The organism is Pseudorhodoferax sp. Leaf265 (assembly GCF_001422365.1).
Lineage (GTDB): Bacteria > Pseudomonadota > Gammaproteobacteria > Burkholderiales > Burkholderiaceae_C > Pseudorhodoferax.
Genome location: NZ_LMMT01000038.1, coordinates 194,855 through 210,925 on the forward strand (window position 1 = coordinate 194,855; position 16,071 = coordinate 210,925).

Here is a 16,071-nt window from a genome sequence, read left to right on the forward strand (position 1 = left end):
GGGGGCGTTGGCGTGGTCCGGGTCCGCGAGAGTATCGCCAACACGTGTCAGAGGCCGGGCGCCACCAGGCCCTCCAGCGCCTGCCGCGGCAACTGCCCCGCCAGGCCGATGGCCACCACCATGGCGCCGCCGGCAGGCGGCGCGGCGGGCCGCAGGCTGGCGCGCCGGCCGGCGAACTGCAGCTCGTGCCAGGCGTGCTCGCCCGTGCGCACCAGGCCCTTGAGGCGCAGCACGCCGGCCGGCACCCGGTCCAGCCAGGCCTGCAGGGCGGCTTCGGACAGCACGGCGTCGGGCCGGGCCGACCAGGTGGCGAACTGCTGGCCATGGCGGGGCGGCGCGGCCACGCGCAGCGGCACACCGGCCGGCCGTGGCTCCGCCTGGCGTAGCAGCGCGGCGCCGCTCAGCAGCGCGGTGGGCACCTCGGCCTGCACCGCCGCGCAGCGGCGCGCGCCGGCGGCATGCGCATCGGCCCAGGCGTGCACGCGGGCCAGGGTGCCGGCATCCACGAGCTCGGTCTTGTTCAACACCAGCAGATCGGCCCTGGCCACCTGGCGCGCCAGCGTGTCGGCCAGCAGCGGATCGGCCGCCTGCGCCAGCACAGCGCTGGCATCGACCAGCACCACCACGCCATCGAGCACCAGCGCCGGATCGGCATGGCCCAGTTGGGCGATGCGCCAGGGGTCGGAGACGCCACTGGCCTCGATGACCACGGCATCGAAGTCCTGCCGGCGCTCCAGCACCTGGAGCAGCGCCATCGACAGGTCGTCGCCGATCTGGCAGCACACGCACCCGTTGCTCAGCGCCAGCGTGTCGCCGCTGTTGTGCGCGACGAGTTCGGCGTCCAGGTTCAGCGCGCCAAAGTCGTTGACCAGCACGGCCAGCCGCTGGCCACCGGCGTGGCGCAACCAGTGGTTCAGCAGCGTGGTCTTGCCGGCGCCGAGGAAGCCGCCGATGACGGTGAGCGGCAACCGCTGGCTCATGGCGCCGGGAACACGCGGCCCGACAGCACCGTGCCCCAGACCGGGATGTCCTTCAGCGCCATCGGATCGACCGCGAGCGGGTCGTCCTCCAGCACGCAGAAGTCGGCGCGCTTGCCGCAGGCGATGGAGCCGATCTCGTGGTCCAGCTTGAGCGTGTAGGCCGGCCCCAGCGTGATGGCGTGCAGGGCCTGCTGCACCGTGAGCTTCTCGGCCTCGCCCAGCACGCGGCCTTTGGGCGTGACGCGGTTCACCGCGCACCAGGCCGTGAACAACGGCCCCAGCGGCGTGACCGGTGCGTCGGAGTGGATGGCCAGCGGCACGCCGGCGGCCAGCGCGCTGCCGCAGGCGTCCAGCCGCATGGCGCGGTCCGGGCCCATGGTCATCTCGTAGTGCTGGTCGCCCCAGTACCACAGGTGGTTGGCGAACAGGTTGGCGCACAGGCCCAGCGTCGCCATGCGGCCGAACAGCGGGCCGTCGATCATCTGGCCGTGCTGCAGCGTGTGGCGGTGGTCGGGCCGCGGCGCGCGCGCCAGCACGCGGCCGATGGCGTCGATGGCGACCTCGCTGGCCTCGTCGCCATTGGTGTGGGTGTGCACCAGCAGGCCGGCGCGGTGGTAGGTCTCGAAATCGGCCTCGTACTGCGCCGGCGCCATGACCCAGATGCCGTTGGGTGCGCCGTTGTAGTGCCCGGGCCAGCGCAGCCGGGCCGAGAAGCCCTGGATCGAGCCGTCCAGCATCATTTTGACGAGGCCGTAGCGCAGCCGGTCGGTGTTGCGCGCCATCAGCGTCTTCACATGCTCGGCGCCGGCCTGCGCGGCATGCGTGCCGTGGAAGGCCTGGAAGGCCGGCAGGATGCGGATGGAGACGGCATCGTCCGAGAGGGCGGCCTCGAGCACGCGCACGTCGTCCTCGGCCAGCTTGTTGACGAGGTCGGTGGCCGTGGTCACGCCCTGGCGGCAGGCCAGGCGCGCGAACGAGCGCACGCCAGCCTCGGTCATCGGCGCCAGCAGGCCGGCGTTGCCGATCTTGCGCAGCACCAGGAACATGGCGGCCGGCTCCTGCAGCTCGCCCGTGGGTTCGCCGGCCCGGGCGTGGCCTTCGGCGAACTTGACGACGCCCTCGACTTCGCCATCTGCTCCGGTATGGCGCGTGATCTCGGCGCTGCGCAGCATGGCCGTGTTCACGTTCATGAGGTGGCCGTTGGCGTGCGCGATGATGATGGGTCGCACGGCGCTGGCGCGGTCCAGGTGCTCCACCGTCATGCGCTCGCCGCCGAAGTAGATCGGGTCGAAGCCCCAGGCGATCAGCGGCGCGCTGGCGCCCTGGCCCTCGGCGTCCATGCGTGCGGAGACCTCGGCCAGCCGCGCGACCACGGCGTCCATGGAGCGCAGGCCCGGCCAGACCTTGCCGTCCGGGTCGCGGCGGTCGAACCAGCCCAGATAGGTCCACTCCCACATGCTGCCTTCCTTGAGGTGGCAGTGGCCCTCGACCAGTCCGGGCATCAGCACCTTGTCGGCGAAGCGCTCGTCGAGTGTGTAGGCGCCCCAGGCAGCGCAACGGGCCAGATCGCCGACGGCCAGGATGCGGCCCTCGCGCACGGCCACGTGCGTGGCTTCGGGCTGGCCGGGTTCGAGCGTGATGATCTTGCGGGCGCGGTAGACGGTGGTCGTGGTCATGCGGTGGTGTGGCTTTCAGGCTGGCATGGCCAGCGGTGCGACGGGGACTCCGCCATGGTTTTCGACGCGGATGCAGCGCACCCAGTGGCCCGGTGCGGCCTCGCGCAAGGGCGGCAGCTCGGCCGCGCAGGCCGGCACCGCCACGGGGCAGCGGCCGGCGAAGCGGCAGCCCGGCGGCGGGTTGATCGGGCTGGGTGGATCGCCCGTGAGCTTGATGCGCTGCGCGGCGCGCTGGCGCCCGCCACCCACCGTGGGCACGGCGGACATCAACGCCACGCTGTAGGGGTGCAGCGGCCGCGCGAAGAAGGTCTTGCGCGGCCCCTGTTCCACGATCTGGCCCAGGTACATCACGGCGATGTCGTCGCAGATGTGCTCGACCACCGCCATGTCGTGCGAGATGAACAGGAAGGTCAGGCCCAGGTCCTTCTGCAGCCGCGCCAGCAGGTTCAGGATCTGCGCGCGGATCGCGATGTCCAGTGCCGACACGGGTTCGTCGCAGACCACGAGTTCGGGGTTGGTGGCCAGCGCGCGCGCGATGTTGATGCGCTGGCGCTGTCCGCCCGAGAACTGGTGCGGGAACAGGTGCTGCTGTTCGGGCCGCAGGCCGACCTGCGTGAACAGTTCGGCCACGCGCGCCTCGCGCTCGGCCGGCGTGCCGACCTGCATGAGGTCCAGCGGCGCGCGCACGGCGGCGCCGGCGCGCTGGCGCGGGTTCAGCGAGGAGAACGGGTCCTGGAACACGATCTGCATGCGCCGGCGCGCCTGGCGCAGGTTCTCGCCGGAGAGCGCGGCCAGGTCGGTGTCGCCCAGGCGCATGCGGCCGCCCGTCACGGGCGCCAGCCGCATCACGGCCAGGGCCGTGGTGGTCTTGCCCGAGCCCGATTCGCCGACCACGGCCAGCGTGCTGCCGCGGCGCACGCGGAAAGACACGCCATCGACGGCCTTGACCACCTCCGGCGAGGCGAACATGCCGCCTCCCGACCGCGGAAAGTGCACCTGCAGGTCGTCCACCTGCAAGAGGATGTCTTCGGTGCGTGCATTCATGCGATCTCCTCCGTGCGGGCGCGCAGCTTGGGCGCCTGGGTGTGCAGCCAGCAGGCCACGCCGTGCGCGCTGCCGTTGTCATCCGGCGCCAGCGCGACCAGGGGCGGCACCTCGCTGGCACAGCGTGGCAGCGCCTCGCGGCAGCGCGCGCGGAAGGCGCAGCCGCTGCCCAGTTCCCAGATCGAGGGCACGACACCAGGGATCTCGGGCAGGTCCTCGCGCGTGGCCTCCTGGCTGCTGCCCAGCTCGGGCAGGCAGGCGATCAGGCCGCGCGTGTAGGGATGGGCCGGCGCCGACAGCACCTGGCTGCAGGTGCCTTGTTCGATCACGCGGCCGGCGTACATCACCATCACGCGGTCGGCCATTTCGGCCACGGCGCCCATGTCGTGCGTGATCATCAGGATGGCTGTGCCCTTCTCGCGCTGCAGGTCGCGCAGCAGGTCGAAGATCTGCGCCTGCACGGTCACGTCCAGCGCGGTGGTGGGCTCGTCGGCGATCAGGATGTCGGGCCGGCAGGCCAGCGCCATGGCGATCATCACGCGCTGGCGCATGCCGCCGGACATCTGGTGCGGGTACTCGTGCACGCGCCGCTCGGGCGCCGGGATGCCGACCTGCTTGAGCATCTCCACCGCACGGGCCTGCGCGGCCGCCGGGTCCAGGCCCGCATGCAGCCGCAGCGATTCGCCGATCTGCTCGCCCACGGTGAACACCGGGTTCAGCGAGGTCATGGGCTCCTGGAAGATCATGGAGATGCGGTTGCCGCGCACGGCGCGCATGCGGGCATCGTCGGCGGCCAGCAGGTCCTCGCCTTGGAACAGCACCTGGCCGCCGGTGATGCGGCCCGGCGGCGAGGGGATCAGGCGCAGCAGCGCCAGCGCCGTCATGCTCTTGCCGCAGCCGGACTCGCCGACCACGCACAGCGTCTCGCCAGCGCGGATGCCGAAGTCCACGCCGTTCAGCACCATGGCCTGGCCGCGCCGGCTGCTGAAGGCCACGCGCAGGTCTTTCACTTGCAACAACGGGGTGTCCATCAGCGTTCCCTCAGTTTGGGGTTCAAGGCATCGTTGAGGCCGTCGCCGATCAGGCTGACGGCCAGCACGGTGATGAAGATCGCCGCACCCGGGAAGGCCACGGCCCACCAGCACGACAGCACGTACTGGCGCGCCGAGCCGATCATGAGACCCCAGCTCATCTGGTTCGGATCGCCCAGGCCGAGGAAGGACAGGCCGGCCTCGAACAGGATGGCGGCGCCCACGGCCAGCGTGGCCGACACCACCAGCGAGGGCAGCGCGTTGGGCAGAATCACCTTCCAGATGATGCGGGCGTCGCGTGCGCCGATGGCGCGCTCGGCGCGCACGAATTCCAGGTTCTTGGTCTTGAGGAATTCGGCCCGCGCGAGCCGCGCCGTGCCGGGCCAGCTCACGATGCCGATGGCCAGTGTGACGGTGACCAGCGAGGGCGAGAACAGCGTGACCACCACCATGGCGAACAGCAGCGCCGGCAGCACCTGGAAGAACTCGGTCACGCGCATCAGCAGCGCGTCCACGCGGCCGCCGTAGTAGCCGGCCAGGGCGCCCAGCGAGACGCCGATCACCACCGACAGCAGCGCTGCGAAGGCGCCGACCAGCAGCGTGGCGCGCCCGCCGTAGACGATGCCGGTCAGCACGTCGCGGCCGAGTTGGTCGCTGCCCAGCCAGGCTTCCTCGCTGAACGGCGGCGACAGCGGCATGGTGCGGATCTCGAACGGGTCGGCCGGATAGACCCAGGGACCGACGATGGCCACCAGCAGCACGGCGATCAGCATCACCATGCCGGCGATGGCCGCAGGGTTGCGCAGGAACATGCGCAGCGCCTCGCGCGCGGGATGCTCGGGCGCGGCGGTTGCGGCTGCCAGCCGCGCGGCGGGCAGGGGCGAGACGGGTGGGGCGGTGGTGGTCATGGTGTTCTCAGGCGGTCTTGATGCGTGGGTCGATGAGGCGGTAGGCCAGGTCGGTCAGCAGGTTCATGACGACCACGACGATGGAGGAGAACAGCAGCACGCCGAGGATGGTGGGGTAGTCGCGCCGCAGCACCGAGTCGAAGGCCAGGCGGCCCAGGCCTGGCCAGTTGAAGACCGTCTCGACGATGATGGCGCCGGCCATCACGTTGCCGAACTGCAGGCCGAGCATGGTCACCACCGGCAGCAGGGCGTTGCGCAGCGCGTGTTTGTAGAGCACGACATGCTCCGCAAGGCCCTTGGCGCGCGCGGTGCGGATGTAGTCCGAGCCCAGCACGTCCAGCATGGAAGAGCGCGCCAGCCGGCTGTACTGGGCGAGGTAGACCAGGGCCAGCGTCACCGCGGGCAGCACCAGGTGGTGCGCCACGTCCAGCATGTCGGTCAGACCGGTGGCGCCCACCGAGTCGGCCGAGCGCATGCCCGCCACCGGCAGGATCGGCAGCCAGGACGCGAACAGCAGCACCAGCAGCATGCCGGTCCAGAACACCGGCGCGGCGAAGCCCACCAGCGAGAGCACGGTGATGCACTGCGACAGCAGGCCATTGGGCCGGCGCGCGGACAGCACGCCCAGCAGCGTGCCGGCCAGGAAGGCCAGCAGCACCGCGGAGACCACCAGCAGCAGCGTGGCCGGCACGCGCTCGAAGATCATCTGCGCCACGGGCAGGTTGAAGAAGTAGGAGTAGCCGAGGTCGCCGCTCAGCACGCGGCCGAGGTAGATGCCCAGCTGCACCGGCAGCGGGCGGTCCAGCCCGTACTGGGTGCGCAGCTGGGCCATGAGCTCGGGGCTCATGCCGCCGCTGGCGCCGGCGATGGTCTCGACCGGATCGCCGGGTGCGGCGTGCACCAGCATGAAGTTCAGCACCACCACGGCCAGCACCAGCAGGAAGCCCTGGAGCAGGCGGGTTGCAAGAGCGCGCAGCATGTTCATGTCATCGAGGGGAGTTGGGGTGATGCGGACCAGTATGCGGCGTGTGTGCAGTTCATTTCAACGGGGGATTCGCGCATAAACTGCATGCGATCAGACGGGCGGAGCGGAGGATGCGATGAAGCACAAGACCATGGACAGGCCGACGATCCTCATCGTCGACGACGTGCCGGAGAACCTGGCCGTGCTGACCCGGATGCTGCAGGACCGCTATGCGGTCCGCGTGGCCACCGACGGCGCACGCGCCCTGCGCCTGCTGCACGCCGGACCCGTGCCCGACCTGGTGCTGCTCGACGTGGTGATGCCCAAGATGGACGGCTATGCGGTGTGCCGCAGGATCAAGCAGGACGCGCGCACCCGCGACATCCCGGTGATCTTCCTGACGGTGCTGGACGATGCGGTCGACGAGGAGATGGGCCTTGGCATGGGCGCGGTGGACTACATCGCCAAGCCGGTCAGTCCGCCCATCGTGCTGGCCCGCATCGACGCGCAACTGCGCCTGAAGGCCGCGGCCGATTTCCTGCGCGACCAGAACCAGTTCCTCGAGGGCGAGGTCGGGCGGCGCATGGCAGCGGCCGAGCGGCAGTACGACGCGATCATCGGCACGATGGCCGGTCTGCTGCATGCGCGCGCATTCGAAGGCGGCCGGCATGTGCAGCGCCTGCAGGCCGGCCTGCAGGCCCTGGCCGAGCGGCTGCAGCTGGACCCGCGTTACGCGCCGGCATTGCCGGACGAGGCGCTGCGGCTGATGGTCAAGGCGGTGCCGCTCCACGACATCGGCATGGTGGACGTGCCGGACCGCATCCTGTTCAAGGCCGAGGCGCTGACCGCGGAGGAGCGCGACATCGTGCGCCTGCATGCGGAGCGCGGTGGTGCGCTGTTGCAGCGCATCGAACAGGGTCTGGGCGGCAGCACGCCGCTGCTGCAGACGGCCGGCGCGATGGCGCATGGGCACCAGGAGCGCTGGGACGGAAGCGGCTATCCGCGCGGCCTGGCGGGCGAGGCGATCGCACTGGGCGCGCGGCTGGTGGCACTGGTCGATGCTTACGAGGCGCTCGTGAGCGGACGCGCCTACCGCCTGCCCGTGTCGCATGCGCAGGCGACGGCCATCATCGCCGACGGGCGCGGCACGCAGTTCGACCCGCATGTGGTCGACGCCTTCCTGGACATCGGGGCCGAGTTCCAGCGGATCTGGCAGCACCTGGCCGATGCCGCAAGCCCGCGCGCCGACGGAGCCATCGGGGGCCACGGGGCCTGATCCCTGGCGTGCGTTCTGGCACATGGTCGCGGGGCCGTGGCCGGGTGCCTACTTGAGGAAGACCTCGTCGTAGGGAGCGGCGGGCCCCCAGATCGTCGTCGGCACGTTGCCCACGTTCTTGCGCGTCGCCGTGTAGTAGGGCGAGTTGTTGATGAAGACGATGGGCACCTCGTCCGTCACGATCTTCTGGAAGGTGGCGTAGTAGGCCTTGCGCTTGGTCTCATCCATGATGCCGCCGGCCGTGTTGAGCAGTTCGTCGACCTGCGCGTTCTTGTACGACTGGGTGTTGGTCCAGACCACCGGCTTGATGTTGTTCGACAGGTAGGTGCGGTGCACGCCGATGACCGGGTCGCCCCAGTTGAAGACCGTGTCCATGGACAGGTCGAAGTCGTGTGTGGCCAGCCGCTTGGCCCAGGCCGGGAAGTCGGCCGAGGCGCGCACCTCCACCACCACGCCGACCTTCTTGAGCTGGGCGCGCACGTACTCGGCCACGTTCTTCTGTTGCTCGTCTGCACCGGGCAGGTAGTCGATGGTGATCTTGAAGCGCTCGCCGTTGCTGCCCGCCTTCAGGCCGGCTTCGTCGAGCAGCGCGGCAGCCTTCTTGAGGTCCACCGGGTAGCGCACAAGGTCGGCCACCGCGAACGGGCTGCTCCCGACGAGGGGGCCGTCGGCCGGCGTGGCGAAGCCGCCCATGAGCGCCTTGGTGATGAAGTTCTTGTCGATCGCATAGGCGATGGCCTTGCGCACGCGCACGTCGTCCAGCGGCTTCTTGGCGGTGTTGATGGCCAGCCAGTTGAGCGCGCCGATGCCCTCGAAGCCCTTGTTCGTGAGCGCGATGTTGGGGTTGCTCTGCAGCCGCTTGAGGTCGATCGACACGGCCACGTAGGGCACCATCTGGATGTCACCGCGCTCCAGGCCCAGCAGCAGGCTGGAGGTGTCGGGCACGATGTTCATGATGACCTTGTCCAGGTAGGGCTTGCCCGGCAGAAAGAACTTGTCGAAGCGCTCCATCACGATGCGCTGGCCGGCGCGGAACTCGGCCAACTTGAACGGCCCGGAGCCGACCACGTCGGTGGTGTTGCGCGGATGGGCCTTGAGGTCGGTGCCGTCGCCGTAGATGTGCTTGGGCAGGATGGGCGCGAGCGCAGGGCTCATGGCCAGCAGGATCGCCGGGTGCGGCTGGCCCATGCGGATGATGGCCGTGTAGGGGTCCGGCGTTTCCACCTTCTCCACCGGCGCCAGCATGGTCTGGAACGGGTGGTTGGCCTTGATGGCCATGATGGAGAAGGCCACGTCTTCCGAGGTGATGGGCTTGCCGTCGTGGAACACCGCGTTCTTGCGCAGGTTCAGCGTGAGCGACTTGCCGTCCTCCGCGAGCTTCCACGATTCGGCCAGGTAGGGCTGGGGCTGCCACTTGTCATCGAAGCGCAGCGGGCTGGCGAACAGCTGTGTGGACGGCATGGCCGTGGCGATGCCGGACTGCACCGCGCCATTGAGGTGGCGCGGCACCTGGGTGCTGCCCACCACCAGCGTGCCGCCCTTCTTGGCTTGCTCCTGGGCCTGGCTGGGCAGGGCCGTCGCGGCCAGCGCGGCCGCGGCGAATACGATGCTGCCGAGGGCGCGGCGGTGCAGGGAAAACGAACGCATGGGGGAAGCTCCTTTGTTCTGCTGGCCGCGCCCGTCGCGGCCTTGCGCCAACGATACGCATGAAGCACGCCATGCACGCATGCCACAGGCGGTGAAATGCTGGAGCCAGAGGGGCAGTGTTTTCCCTTGCCATGCACCGTCGTCGTGCTGTGTCGCGTCGTGCTACTTCTCGTCGCGCAGCCAGTACCACTTGTAGAGCGCACGCTGGCCGATGCGGCGGAACGGCGCCAGCAACGGAGAACGCACCACGCCGAACGCGTTGGGAAACTCCAGCGGCCCGTCGTAGATGGGCAGCGAGAACACGGCGCGCCCGGCGTCCTGGCCCGTCACGCGCTGGGCCAGCCGCTTGCCGGCCCAGGTGGAGAACGACACGCCGTTGCCGCCGTAGCCCACGGCGTACCAGATGGTCTGCGCCGGGTCGGGCCGCGTGATGCGCGGCATCATGTCGTGGCTCACGTCCACCCAGCCCCACCACGAGTGGTCGATCTGAATGCCGGCCAGCGGCGGAAACTTGCGCGCGATGGCGTCCGTCAGCAGCTTGAGGTGCTCGGGGGCCTCGGCGTCTGCGCCCGTGACGGCGCTGCGGCTGCCCAGCTGCAGCCGGTTGCCGCGCAGGAAGCGGTAGTAAAAGCGCAGCGTGCGCGTGTCGGTCAGGAAGGTCTCGTTGCGCACGCCGCAGGCCGCCATCTCTGCGGCCGTCAGCTCGCGCGTGACCACCGAGTTCGACAGGATGGGCATGATCTTGTTCTTGAGCAGCGGGTGCAGCTGCTGCCCGGTATAGCCACCCGTGCACACGGCCACGCGGCGCGCCCGCACGGTGCCTCCAGGCGTGCGCAGATGGTGCACGCCGCCGATGGTCTCCCAGCCCTGCACCGGGCTGGCCGGGTGCACCTTCACGCCCAGCGCGCGGGCGCGCCGCAGCAGGCCGAAGGTGAACTTGAGCGGATGGATGCCGATGCCGTGCTCCTCCCACATGGCGCCGGCAGCCTCGCGCTCGCCGCAGAACTCTTCGTGGATCTGGGCGGGCGTGAGCATGCGCGTGCGGTAGCCGAACTGTTCGTTCATCACGCGCGATTCGGCGCGCAGGTAGTCCATCTTCTCGGGCCGATGGGCCACGTAGAGATGGCCGCCGTCGTAGGCGTCGCAATCGATCTCGCGCGTGAGCCCGGCGAAGTTCTCGAAGCCCGTGCGGATCTCGCGGTCGAGTGCGCGCGCGGTGTCCAGGCCCCAGCGTGCGATCCACTGGCTGCGCTTGAGCCGGCCGCTCGCGTTCTGGCCCTGGCCGCCGCTGCGGCTGGAGCAGCCCCAGGAACTCTGGTTGGCCTCCAGCACCACGGCGGCGATGCCGTGCTCCTGCGCCAGGTACAGCGCCGTGGACATGCCGGTGGCGCCGGCGCCGATGACGACGACGTCGGCGTCGACGTCCCCACGCACGGGGCCGTCGTCGGCCGGCGGGGTGCCGGCGCTCGCCACCCACCAGGTCGGTGCATAGGCGCGTCCTGCACCGGGGTCGGGCGCGACCAGCGGGTCGTAGCGCGGGTCGTAGCGGCGCTCGGGCGGGGCGTCGGCCGTGAAGGGCAGGCTGCTCATCGCCTCAACGCGCCGGCAGGTTCGGCCGCGTCTTGCGGAACACGTTCTTCAGGTGGATCAAGCCGCCCTTGAAGGTGAACAGGTCCACACCGTCCACCTCCACGCGCGTGCCGTCGGCGGCGGTGCCCGTGAAGGTCCATTCGGACACCCCGAAGTCGCCGTGCACGAAGTGCTTGCCGTTGCGCCACTGCGCGTCGGGCATGGTGGCCCATGCGGCCGGGAAGGCCTTGCGCACCGCGTCTGCGCCCACATGGCGCGTGCCGCAGGCGTCCGGTCCGCCGGCGGTCTGGAAGATGCAGTCCTCGGTCATGAAGGACATCAAGGCATCGATGTCGTGGCGGTTCCAGGCCTCGCTGAAGGCGGCCAGGGTGGCTTCGGTGACGGGCGGGGTGGTGGTGCTCAAGAGGCTCTCCTGTTCAGGTTGCGTCGCAGGTTAGGCGCTTGATCCGCGCGGCGATAGTGCCAGTGGCCCCCAATCCACCACGCCAGTCGTGTGCCGGCATGGCGCTAGACTGCGCCTCCCATGAGCACCCCCGGCGCCGAAGCGCACCACCAATGGGCCCGGCTGTTCGTCGTGCCCGAGCAGCCCGGCCTGCCCTTGCAGGGCCGCCTGCGGCTGGCGATCGTGCAGCCCATCCTGGAGGGGCGGCTGCCGGCCGGCGCGGCGATGCCATCCTCGCGCGAACTTTCGCGCCTGCTCGGCCTGTCGCGCAACACGGCCACGGCGGCCTACCAGCAGTTGATCGACGAGGGCTTCCTGGAAGCGCGTGCGCGCAGCGGCGTGTTCGTGGCGCGCAACGCCCGGCCCGCCAGTGTGGGGGCGACGCCACCGACCAGCTTTGGCAGTGGCGGCGGCGTCGCGCCGGACTGGGGCGCGCGTGTGCTGCGCTCGCTGGCGGATGCACCCACGCTCTCCAAGCCCGAGCGCTGGCGCGAGGTGCCCTATCCCTTCGTCTACGGCACGCACGATTCCGAACTGTTCCCGATCGAGGGCTTCCGCGAATGCTGCACGCGCAGCCTGGCGCGCGCCCAGCTGGCGCAGTGGACGCCGGACTTCGAGACCGACGACGTGCCCGACCTGATCGAGCAGATCCGCCTGCACCTCCTGCCCAAGCGTGGCGTGTTCGCGCTGCGGGAGGAGATCCTGGTCACCGTCGGCGCGCAGCAGGCCTTCCACCTGCTGGCCGATGCGCTGCTGGACGAAACCAGCCGGCTCGGCTTCGAGGAGCCGGGCTACCCGCACGCCCGCAACACCTTCTCGCTGCGCCGGCCGCGCTGGGTGCCGGTGGCCGTGGATGGCGAGGGCGTGCTGGTCGACACGCTGCCGCCGCTGGACTACCTGTTCGTCACGCCTTCGCAGCAGAGCCCCACCACGGCCACGCTGTCGCTCACGCGGCGCGAATGGCTGCTGCGCAAGGCCGAGCTGGCCGACTTCGTGGTCATCGAGGACGACTACGAGGCCGAGAACCTGTACGAGGGCGCCCCCATGCCGGCCCTCAAGAGCCTGGACAAGAGCGGCCGTGTGGTCTACGTGGGCTCGCTGTCCAAGAGCCTGTCGCCATCGATGCGGCTGGGCTACATCGTGGCGCCGCGTGCGCTGATCCAGGAACTGCGTGTGCTGCGCCATGCCATGGTGCGCCACCCCAGCGCCTTCCTGCAGCACGCCTATGCCCTGTTCATCTCGCTGGGCCACCACGAGTCGCACGCGCGCCGCGTGAACACGGTGATGCAGGAGCGTGTGCAACTGCTGGCGCGGGCGCTGCGCACGCAGCTGCCCGACTTCGCATTCGACCTGCCGCGCGGCGGCGCCTCGATGTGGGTGCGTGCGCCGGCCTGGGTGGATGGCGCCGAACTCGCCACCATCGCGCAACGCCACGGCGTGCTGATCGAGGCGGGTGACGTGTTCTTCCAGCACCCGCCCTATCCCTGCCCGTACTTCCGGCTGCGGCTGTCGTCCATCGCCACGGAACGCATCGCCGACGGCATCGCTGCGCTGGCCAAGGCGGTGGACGAACTGGCCACGGCCCGCGGCGCACGGCGCCGCTGAGCGCCGCCGGGCGCGGCGCACGCCGCCGGTGCGCACCGCACCAAACCGAGGGTTCACCCTGGTTCCCTGGCCCCATGGGCGGGCGCACGCTGGTTCTTTTGTGTCGTGCGCCTTTGCTGCACATTGGCCCGGCTCGCCCCCCCCCCGGCGCCGCAGGTCTGCGGTGGCCGCATGTGTTCCCGTTCGGACCCAGGAGATCTCCACGATGCCCACCCGTCGATCCATGCACCGCGCCGCCGCTGCCGCCGCGCTCGTCCTCGCTGTCGGGGCCCAGGCCCAGACCAAGGAGGTGACCTTCGCCCACCAGGACATGCTGGTGCCGCTGCGCCTGGTCATGGAATCCGGGGAGGTCGAGAAGGCCACCGGCTACAAGATCAACTGGCGCATGTTCGGCGGCGGCGGCGACGTGATCCGCGCCATGGCCTCGGGCAATGTGCAGATGGGCGAAGTGGGCTCCAGCCCGCTCACGGCCGCGGCCAGCCAGGGCCAGGACATCCGGCTGTTCTGGGTCTCGGCCGACATCGCCGACGCCGAGGCCCTGGTGGCGCGCAACGGATCGAACGTCAACCAGCTGGCCGACCTCAAGGGCAAGCGCGTGGGCGTGCCCTTCGTGTCCACCGCGCACTACCAGCTCATGGCGGCGCTCAAGGCCGCCGGCGTGGACGCACGCCAGGTCAACGTCAACAACATGCGCCCGCCCGAGGTGGCCGCCGCCTGGGAGCGCGGCGACATCGACGCGACCTTCATCTGGGACCCGGTGCTGACCAAGGTCAAGGGCAACGGCAAGGTCATCGCCACCTCAGGCAGCATCGGCAAGCAGGGCTACCCCACGTTCGAAGGCATCGTCGTCGATGCCAAGTGGGCTGCCGCCAACGAGGCCTTCATGGTCGCCTTCGTCAAGGCGCTGGACCGCGCCAACGCCGAGGTGCGCGGAGGCCTGAAGGGCTGGAATGCCGACTCTGCGCAGGTCAAGGCCGTGGCCAAGTGGACCAAGGCCGACCCCAAGGACGTGGCGGCCGGCATGGCGCTCTACAGCTTCCCGACGCTGCAGGAGCAGCTCTCGGCCAACTGGCTGGGCGGCGGCGCGGCCAAGGCCATGGCCGGCACCGCGGAGTTCCTGAAGGAGCAGGGCCGCGTGCAGGAGGTCAAGCCGAGCTACGCCAACTTCGTGACCGACGTGTATGTGAAGAAGGCCCTGGGCCAGTAAGGCGATGCCCACGCTCGACATCCGTGAACTGACGGTGAACTACGCCGTCAAGGGCGGCACGCTGCAGGCGCTGGCGCCCGTCAATCTGCGCATGCAGGGCGGCGATTTCGTGGTCGCGCTCGGTGCCTCGGGCTGCGGCAAGACCACGCTGCTCAACTGCATCGCCGGCTTCCTGCCGCCCTCGTCGGGCCAGGTGCTGCTGGACGGCCAACCTGTGCAGGGCCCGGGCGCCGAGCGCGGCGTGGTGTTCCAGAAGCACGCGCTGATGCCCTGGCTCAACGTGCGCGACAACGTGGCGCTGGGCCTGCGGCTGCGTGGCGTGCCCGCGGCGCAGCGTGGACGCATTGCCGAAGAAAAGCTGGCCCTGGTGGGCCTGGCCAAGTACGCAGACCGCGCCGTGTACGAACTCTCCGGCGGCATGCAGCAGCGCGTGGGCATCGCGCGGGCGCTGGCCAACGACCCGTCGGTGCTGCTCATGGACGAGCCCATGGGCGCGCTGGACGCCTTCACGCGCGAGCAGGTGCAGGAGATCCTGCTGCGCGCCTGGATGGCCACGCAGAAGATGGTGTTCTTCATCACCCACGACGTGGAGGAGGCGCTGTTCCTGTCCACCCGGCTGATCGTCATGAGCCCCAGCCCGGGCCGCATCTCGCATGTCTACGACGAAGTGCCGTTCTCGCGCCAGTTCCTCGCACACGGCGATGCGCGCAGGGTCAAGTCCGAGCCGGCCTTCATTCGCATGCGCGAAGAGGTGCTCGCCATCATCCACCACCGCGAAGCGACGGAGCCCGCCCATGCCTGACAGCGCATCCACCCTGGCCGGGCCGGTGGCGCCCGCCGCAGCAACGTCGTCCACACCGCTCAAGACCAGCCGCTTCCGCACACCCGGCGAAGGCAGCAGCGGCACCATCAGCGTGGCCACGGTGGTGGTGCTGCTGGTGCTGTGGACGCTGGTGACCAACATGGGCTGGGTCAAGCCGCTGTTTCTGCCCACGCCGCAAGCCGTGTTCGAGCAGTTCTGGCAGTACCTGACCGGCCGGGCCAACGACAAGCCGCTGTGGCAGCACTTCCTGGCCAGCATGTTCCGCGTGTTCTCGGCCTTCTTCCTGGCCTGCGTGACGGCGATTCCGGTCGGCATCGCCATGGGCATGAGCCGCTGGGCGCGCGGCATCTTCGACCCGCCGCTGGAGTTCTACCGCCCGCTGCCCCCGCTGGCCTACCTGCCGCTGATCATCATCTGGTTCGGCATCGACGAGCTGCCCAAGGTGCTGCTGATCTTCCTGTCGTGCTTCGCGCCGCTGGCGCTGGCTGCGCGCTCGGGCATGCGCAGCGCCGCACAGGAGCAGATCAACGCGGCCTACTCCATGGGCGCGAGCTACTGGCAGGTGGTGCGCCACGTGGTGCTGCCCGCGGCCATGCCCGAGATCCTGGTGGGCATGCGCATCGCCATCGGTTTCGGCTGGACCACGCTGGTGGCCGCCGAGATGGTGGCGGCCAACATGGGCCTGGGCCAGATGGTGCTCAACGCCTCGAACTTCCTGCGCACCGACATCGTGATCATGGGCATCGTGGTGATCGGCGTGGTGGCCTACCTGTTCGACCTGCTGATGCGCTGGGTCGAGCGGAGCGTGGTTCCGTGGAAGGGCCGCATGTAGGCCCATGCGCCGGGGGGGGCGCCGGACCCGCAGGCCCGGTGTCATC

General features: G+C 70.1%; 14 protein-coding genes. 5 read left to right on the forward strand and 9 right to left on the reverse strand.

The annotated features are described in order from the left end of the window. Positions 1-47: 47 nt before the first annotated feature. From ASF45_RS28005 to ASF45_RS28030, 6 genes are read right to left on the reverse strand one after another with little or no spacing between them, the layout of a single operon-like run. Positions 48-980, reverse strand: coding sequence for a GTP-binding protein (locus ASF45_RS28005; protein ID WP_056671374.1), 933 nt, complete (start codon positions 978-980; stop codon positions 48-50). Next, positions 977-2,656 (reverse strand): amidohydrolase, encoded by a 1,680-nt coding sequence (locus tag ASF45_RS28010; protein WP_056671376.1) that lies wholly within the window; start codon positions 2,654-2,656, stop codon positions 977-979. The genes ASF45_RS28005 and ASF45_RS28010 overlap by 4 nt, the downstream gene beginning before the upstream one ends. 15 nt (positions 2,657-2,671) lie before the next feature. After that, complete coding sequence (locus tag ASF45_RS28015; RefSeq protein ID WP_056671378.1) at positions 2,672-3,700, reverse strand: ABC transporter ATP-binding protein; 1,029 nt, start codon at positions 3,698-3,700, stop codon at positions 2,672-2,674. Beyond that, entirely contained in the window at positions 3,697-4,731 is a 1,035-nt protein-coding gene (locus ASF45_RS28020; protein WP_056671380.1) for an ABC transporter ATP-binding protein, read from the reverse strand. Before ASF45_RS28020 ends, ASF45_RS28015 begins: the two co-directional genes overlap by 4 nt. Further along, a complete protein-coding gene (locus ASF45_RS28025) occupies positions 4,731-5,639 on the reverse strand; it encodes an ABC transporter permease (protein WP_056671382.1) in 909 nt (302 codons plus the stop codon). Before ASF45_RS28025 ends, ASF45_RS28020 begins: the two co-directional genes overlap by 1 nt. A 7-nt stretch (positions 5,640-5,646) precedes the next feature. Next, positions 5,647-6,624 (reverse strand): ABC transporter permease, encoded by a 978-nt coding sequence (locus tag ASF45_RS28030; protein ID WP_056671384.1) that lies wholly within the window; start codon positions 6,622-6,624, stop codon positions 5,647-5,649. Positions 6,625-6,739: 115 nt separating this feature from the next. Between ASF45_RS28030 and ASF45_RS28035 the strand changes: the two genes are divergently transcribed. Further along, positions 6,740-7,879 carry a two-component system response regulator gene (locus ASF45_RS28035; protein ID WP_156473212.1) on the forward strand — a complete coding sequence of 380 codons (1,140 nt, stop codon included), beginning with the start codon at positions 6,740-6,742 and terminating at the stop codon, positions 7,877-7,879. Positions 7,880-7,927: 48 nt separating this feature from the next. On the opposite strand, the gene ASF45_RS28040 is transcribed toward ASF45_RS28035, so the two are convergent. The 3 genes from ASF45_RS28040 to ASF45_RS28050 all read right to left on the reverse strand — a co-directional run bounded on the left by ASF45_RS28040 (position 7,928) and on the right by ASF45_RS28050 (position 11,519). Continuing rightward, complete coding sequence (locus ASF45_RS28040) at positions 7,928-9,526, reverse strand: ABC transporter substrate-binding protein (protein ID WP_056671386.1); 1,599 nt, start codon at positions 9,524-9,526, stop codon at positions 7,928-7,930. Between the two features lie 162 nt (positions 9,527-9,688). Further along, complete coding sequence (locus ASF45_RS28045; RefSeq protein ID WP_056671388.1) at positions 9,689-11,116, reverse strand: FAD-binding oxidoreductase; 1,428 nt, start codon at positions 11,114-11,116, stop codon at positions 9,689-9,691. A 4-nt stretch (positions 11,117-11,120) separates the two neighbouring features. Further along, positions 11,121-11,519 (reverse strand): nuclear transport factor 2 family protein, encoded by a 399-nt coding sequence (locus ASF45_RS28050; protein ID WP_056671390.1) that lies wholly within the window; start codon positions 11,517-11,519, stop codon positions 11,121-11,123. A 120-nt stretch (positions 11,520-11,639) separates the two neighbouring features. On the opposite strand from ASF45_RS28050, the gene ASF45_RS28055 reads away from it, so the two are divergent. From ASF45_RS28055 to ASF45_RS28070, 4 genes are all read left to right on the forward strand, one after another. Then, positions 11,640-13,163, forward strand: coding sequence for a PLP-dependent aminotransferase family protein (locus tag ASF45_RS28055; protein WP_056671393.1), 1,524 nt, complete (start codon positions 11,640-11,642; stop codon positions 13,161-13,163). A 205-nt stretch (positions 13,164-13,368) separates the two neighbouring features. Next, complete coding sequence (gene tauA / locus ASF45_RS28060; RefSeq protein ID WP_082551320.1) at positions 13,369-14,370, forward strand: taurine ABC transporter substrate-binding protein; 1,002 nt, start codon at positions 13,369-13,371, stop codon at positions 14,368-14,370. A gap of 4 nt (positions 14,371-14,374) precedes the next feature. Then, entirely contained in the window at positions 14,375-15,172 is a 798-nt protein-coding gene (locus ASF45_RS28065) for a taurine ABC transporter ATP-binding protein (protein ID WP_056671396.1), read from the forward strand. Further along, positions 15,165-16,025: an ABC transporter permease subunit gene (locus ASF45_RS28070; protein ID WP_056671399.1), complete on the forward strand. Its 861-nt coding sequence runs from the start codon at positions 15,165-15,167 to the stop codon at positions 16,023-16,025. Before ASF45_RS28065 ends, ASF45_RS28070 begins: the two co-directional genes overlap by 8 nt. The last annotated feature ends 46 nt before the right edge of the window (positions 16,026-16,071 follow it).

Coding starts and splice junctions, on each gene's coding strand:
- ASF45_RS28025 (WP_056671382.1), bottom strand. CDS start 5,639: ATGACCACCACCGCCCCACCCGTCTCGCCCCTGCCCGCCGCGCGGCTG.
- ASF45_RS28040 (WP_056671386.1), bottom strand. CDS start 9,526: ATGCGTTCGTTTTCCCTGCACCGCCGCGCCCTCGGCAGCATCGTATTC.
- ASF45_RS28055 (WP_056671393.1), top strand. CDS start 11,640: ATGAGCACCCCCGGCGCCGAAGCGCACCACCAATGGGCCCGGCTGTTC.
- ASF45_RS28015 (WP_056671378.1), bottom strand. CDS start 3,700: ATGAATGCACGCACCGAAGACATCCTCTTGCAGGTGGACGACCTGCAG.
- ASF45_RS28005 (WP_056671374.1), bottom strand. CDS start 980: ATGAGCCAGCGGTTGCCGCTCACCGTCATCGGCGGCTTCCTCGGCGCC.
- tauA (WP_082551320.1), top strand. CDS start 13,369: ATGCCCACCCGTCGATCCATGCACCGCGCCGCCGCTGCCGCCGCGCTC.
- ASF45_RS28020 (WP_056671380.1), bottom strand. CDS start 4,731: ATGGACACCCCGTTGTTGCAAGTGAAAGACCTGCGCGTGGCCTTCAGC.
- ASF45_RS28030 (WP_056671384.1), bottom strand. CDS start 6,624: ATGAACATGCTGCGCGCTCTTGCAACCCGCCTGCTCCAGGGCTTCCTG.
- ASF45_RS28010 (WP_056671376.1), bottom strand. CDS start 2,656: ATGACCACGACCACCGTCTACCGCGCCCGCAAGATCATCACGCTCGAA.
- ASF45_RS28070 (WP_056671399.1), top strand. CDS start 15,165: ATGCCTGACAGCGCATCCACCCTGGCCGGGCCGGTGGCGCCCGCCGCA.
- ASF45_RS28065 (WP_056671396.1), top strand. CDS start 14,375: ATGCCCACGCTCGACATCCGTGAACTGACGGTGAACTACGCCGTCAAG.
- ASF45_RS28045 (WP_056671388.1), bottom strand. CDS start 11,116: ATGAGCAGCCTGCCCTTCACGGCCGACGCCCCGCCCGAGCGCCGCTAC.
- ASF45_RS28035 (WP_156473212.1), top strand. CDS start 6,740: ATGAAGCACAAGACCATGGACAGGCCGACGATCCTCATCGTCGACGAC.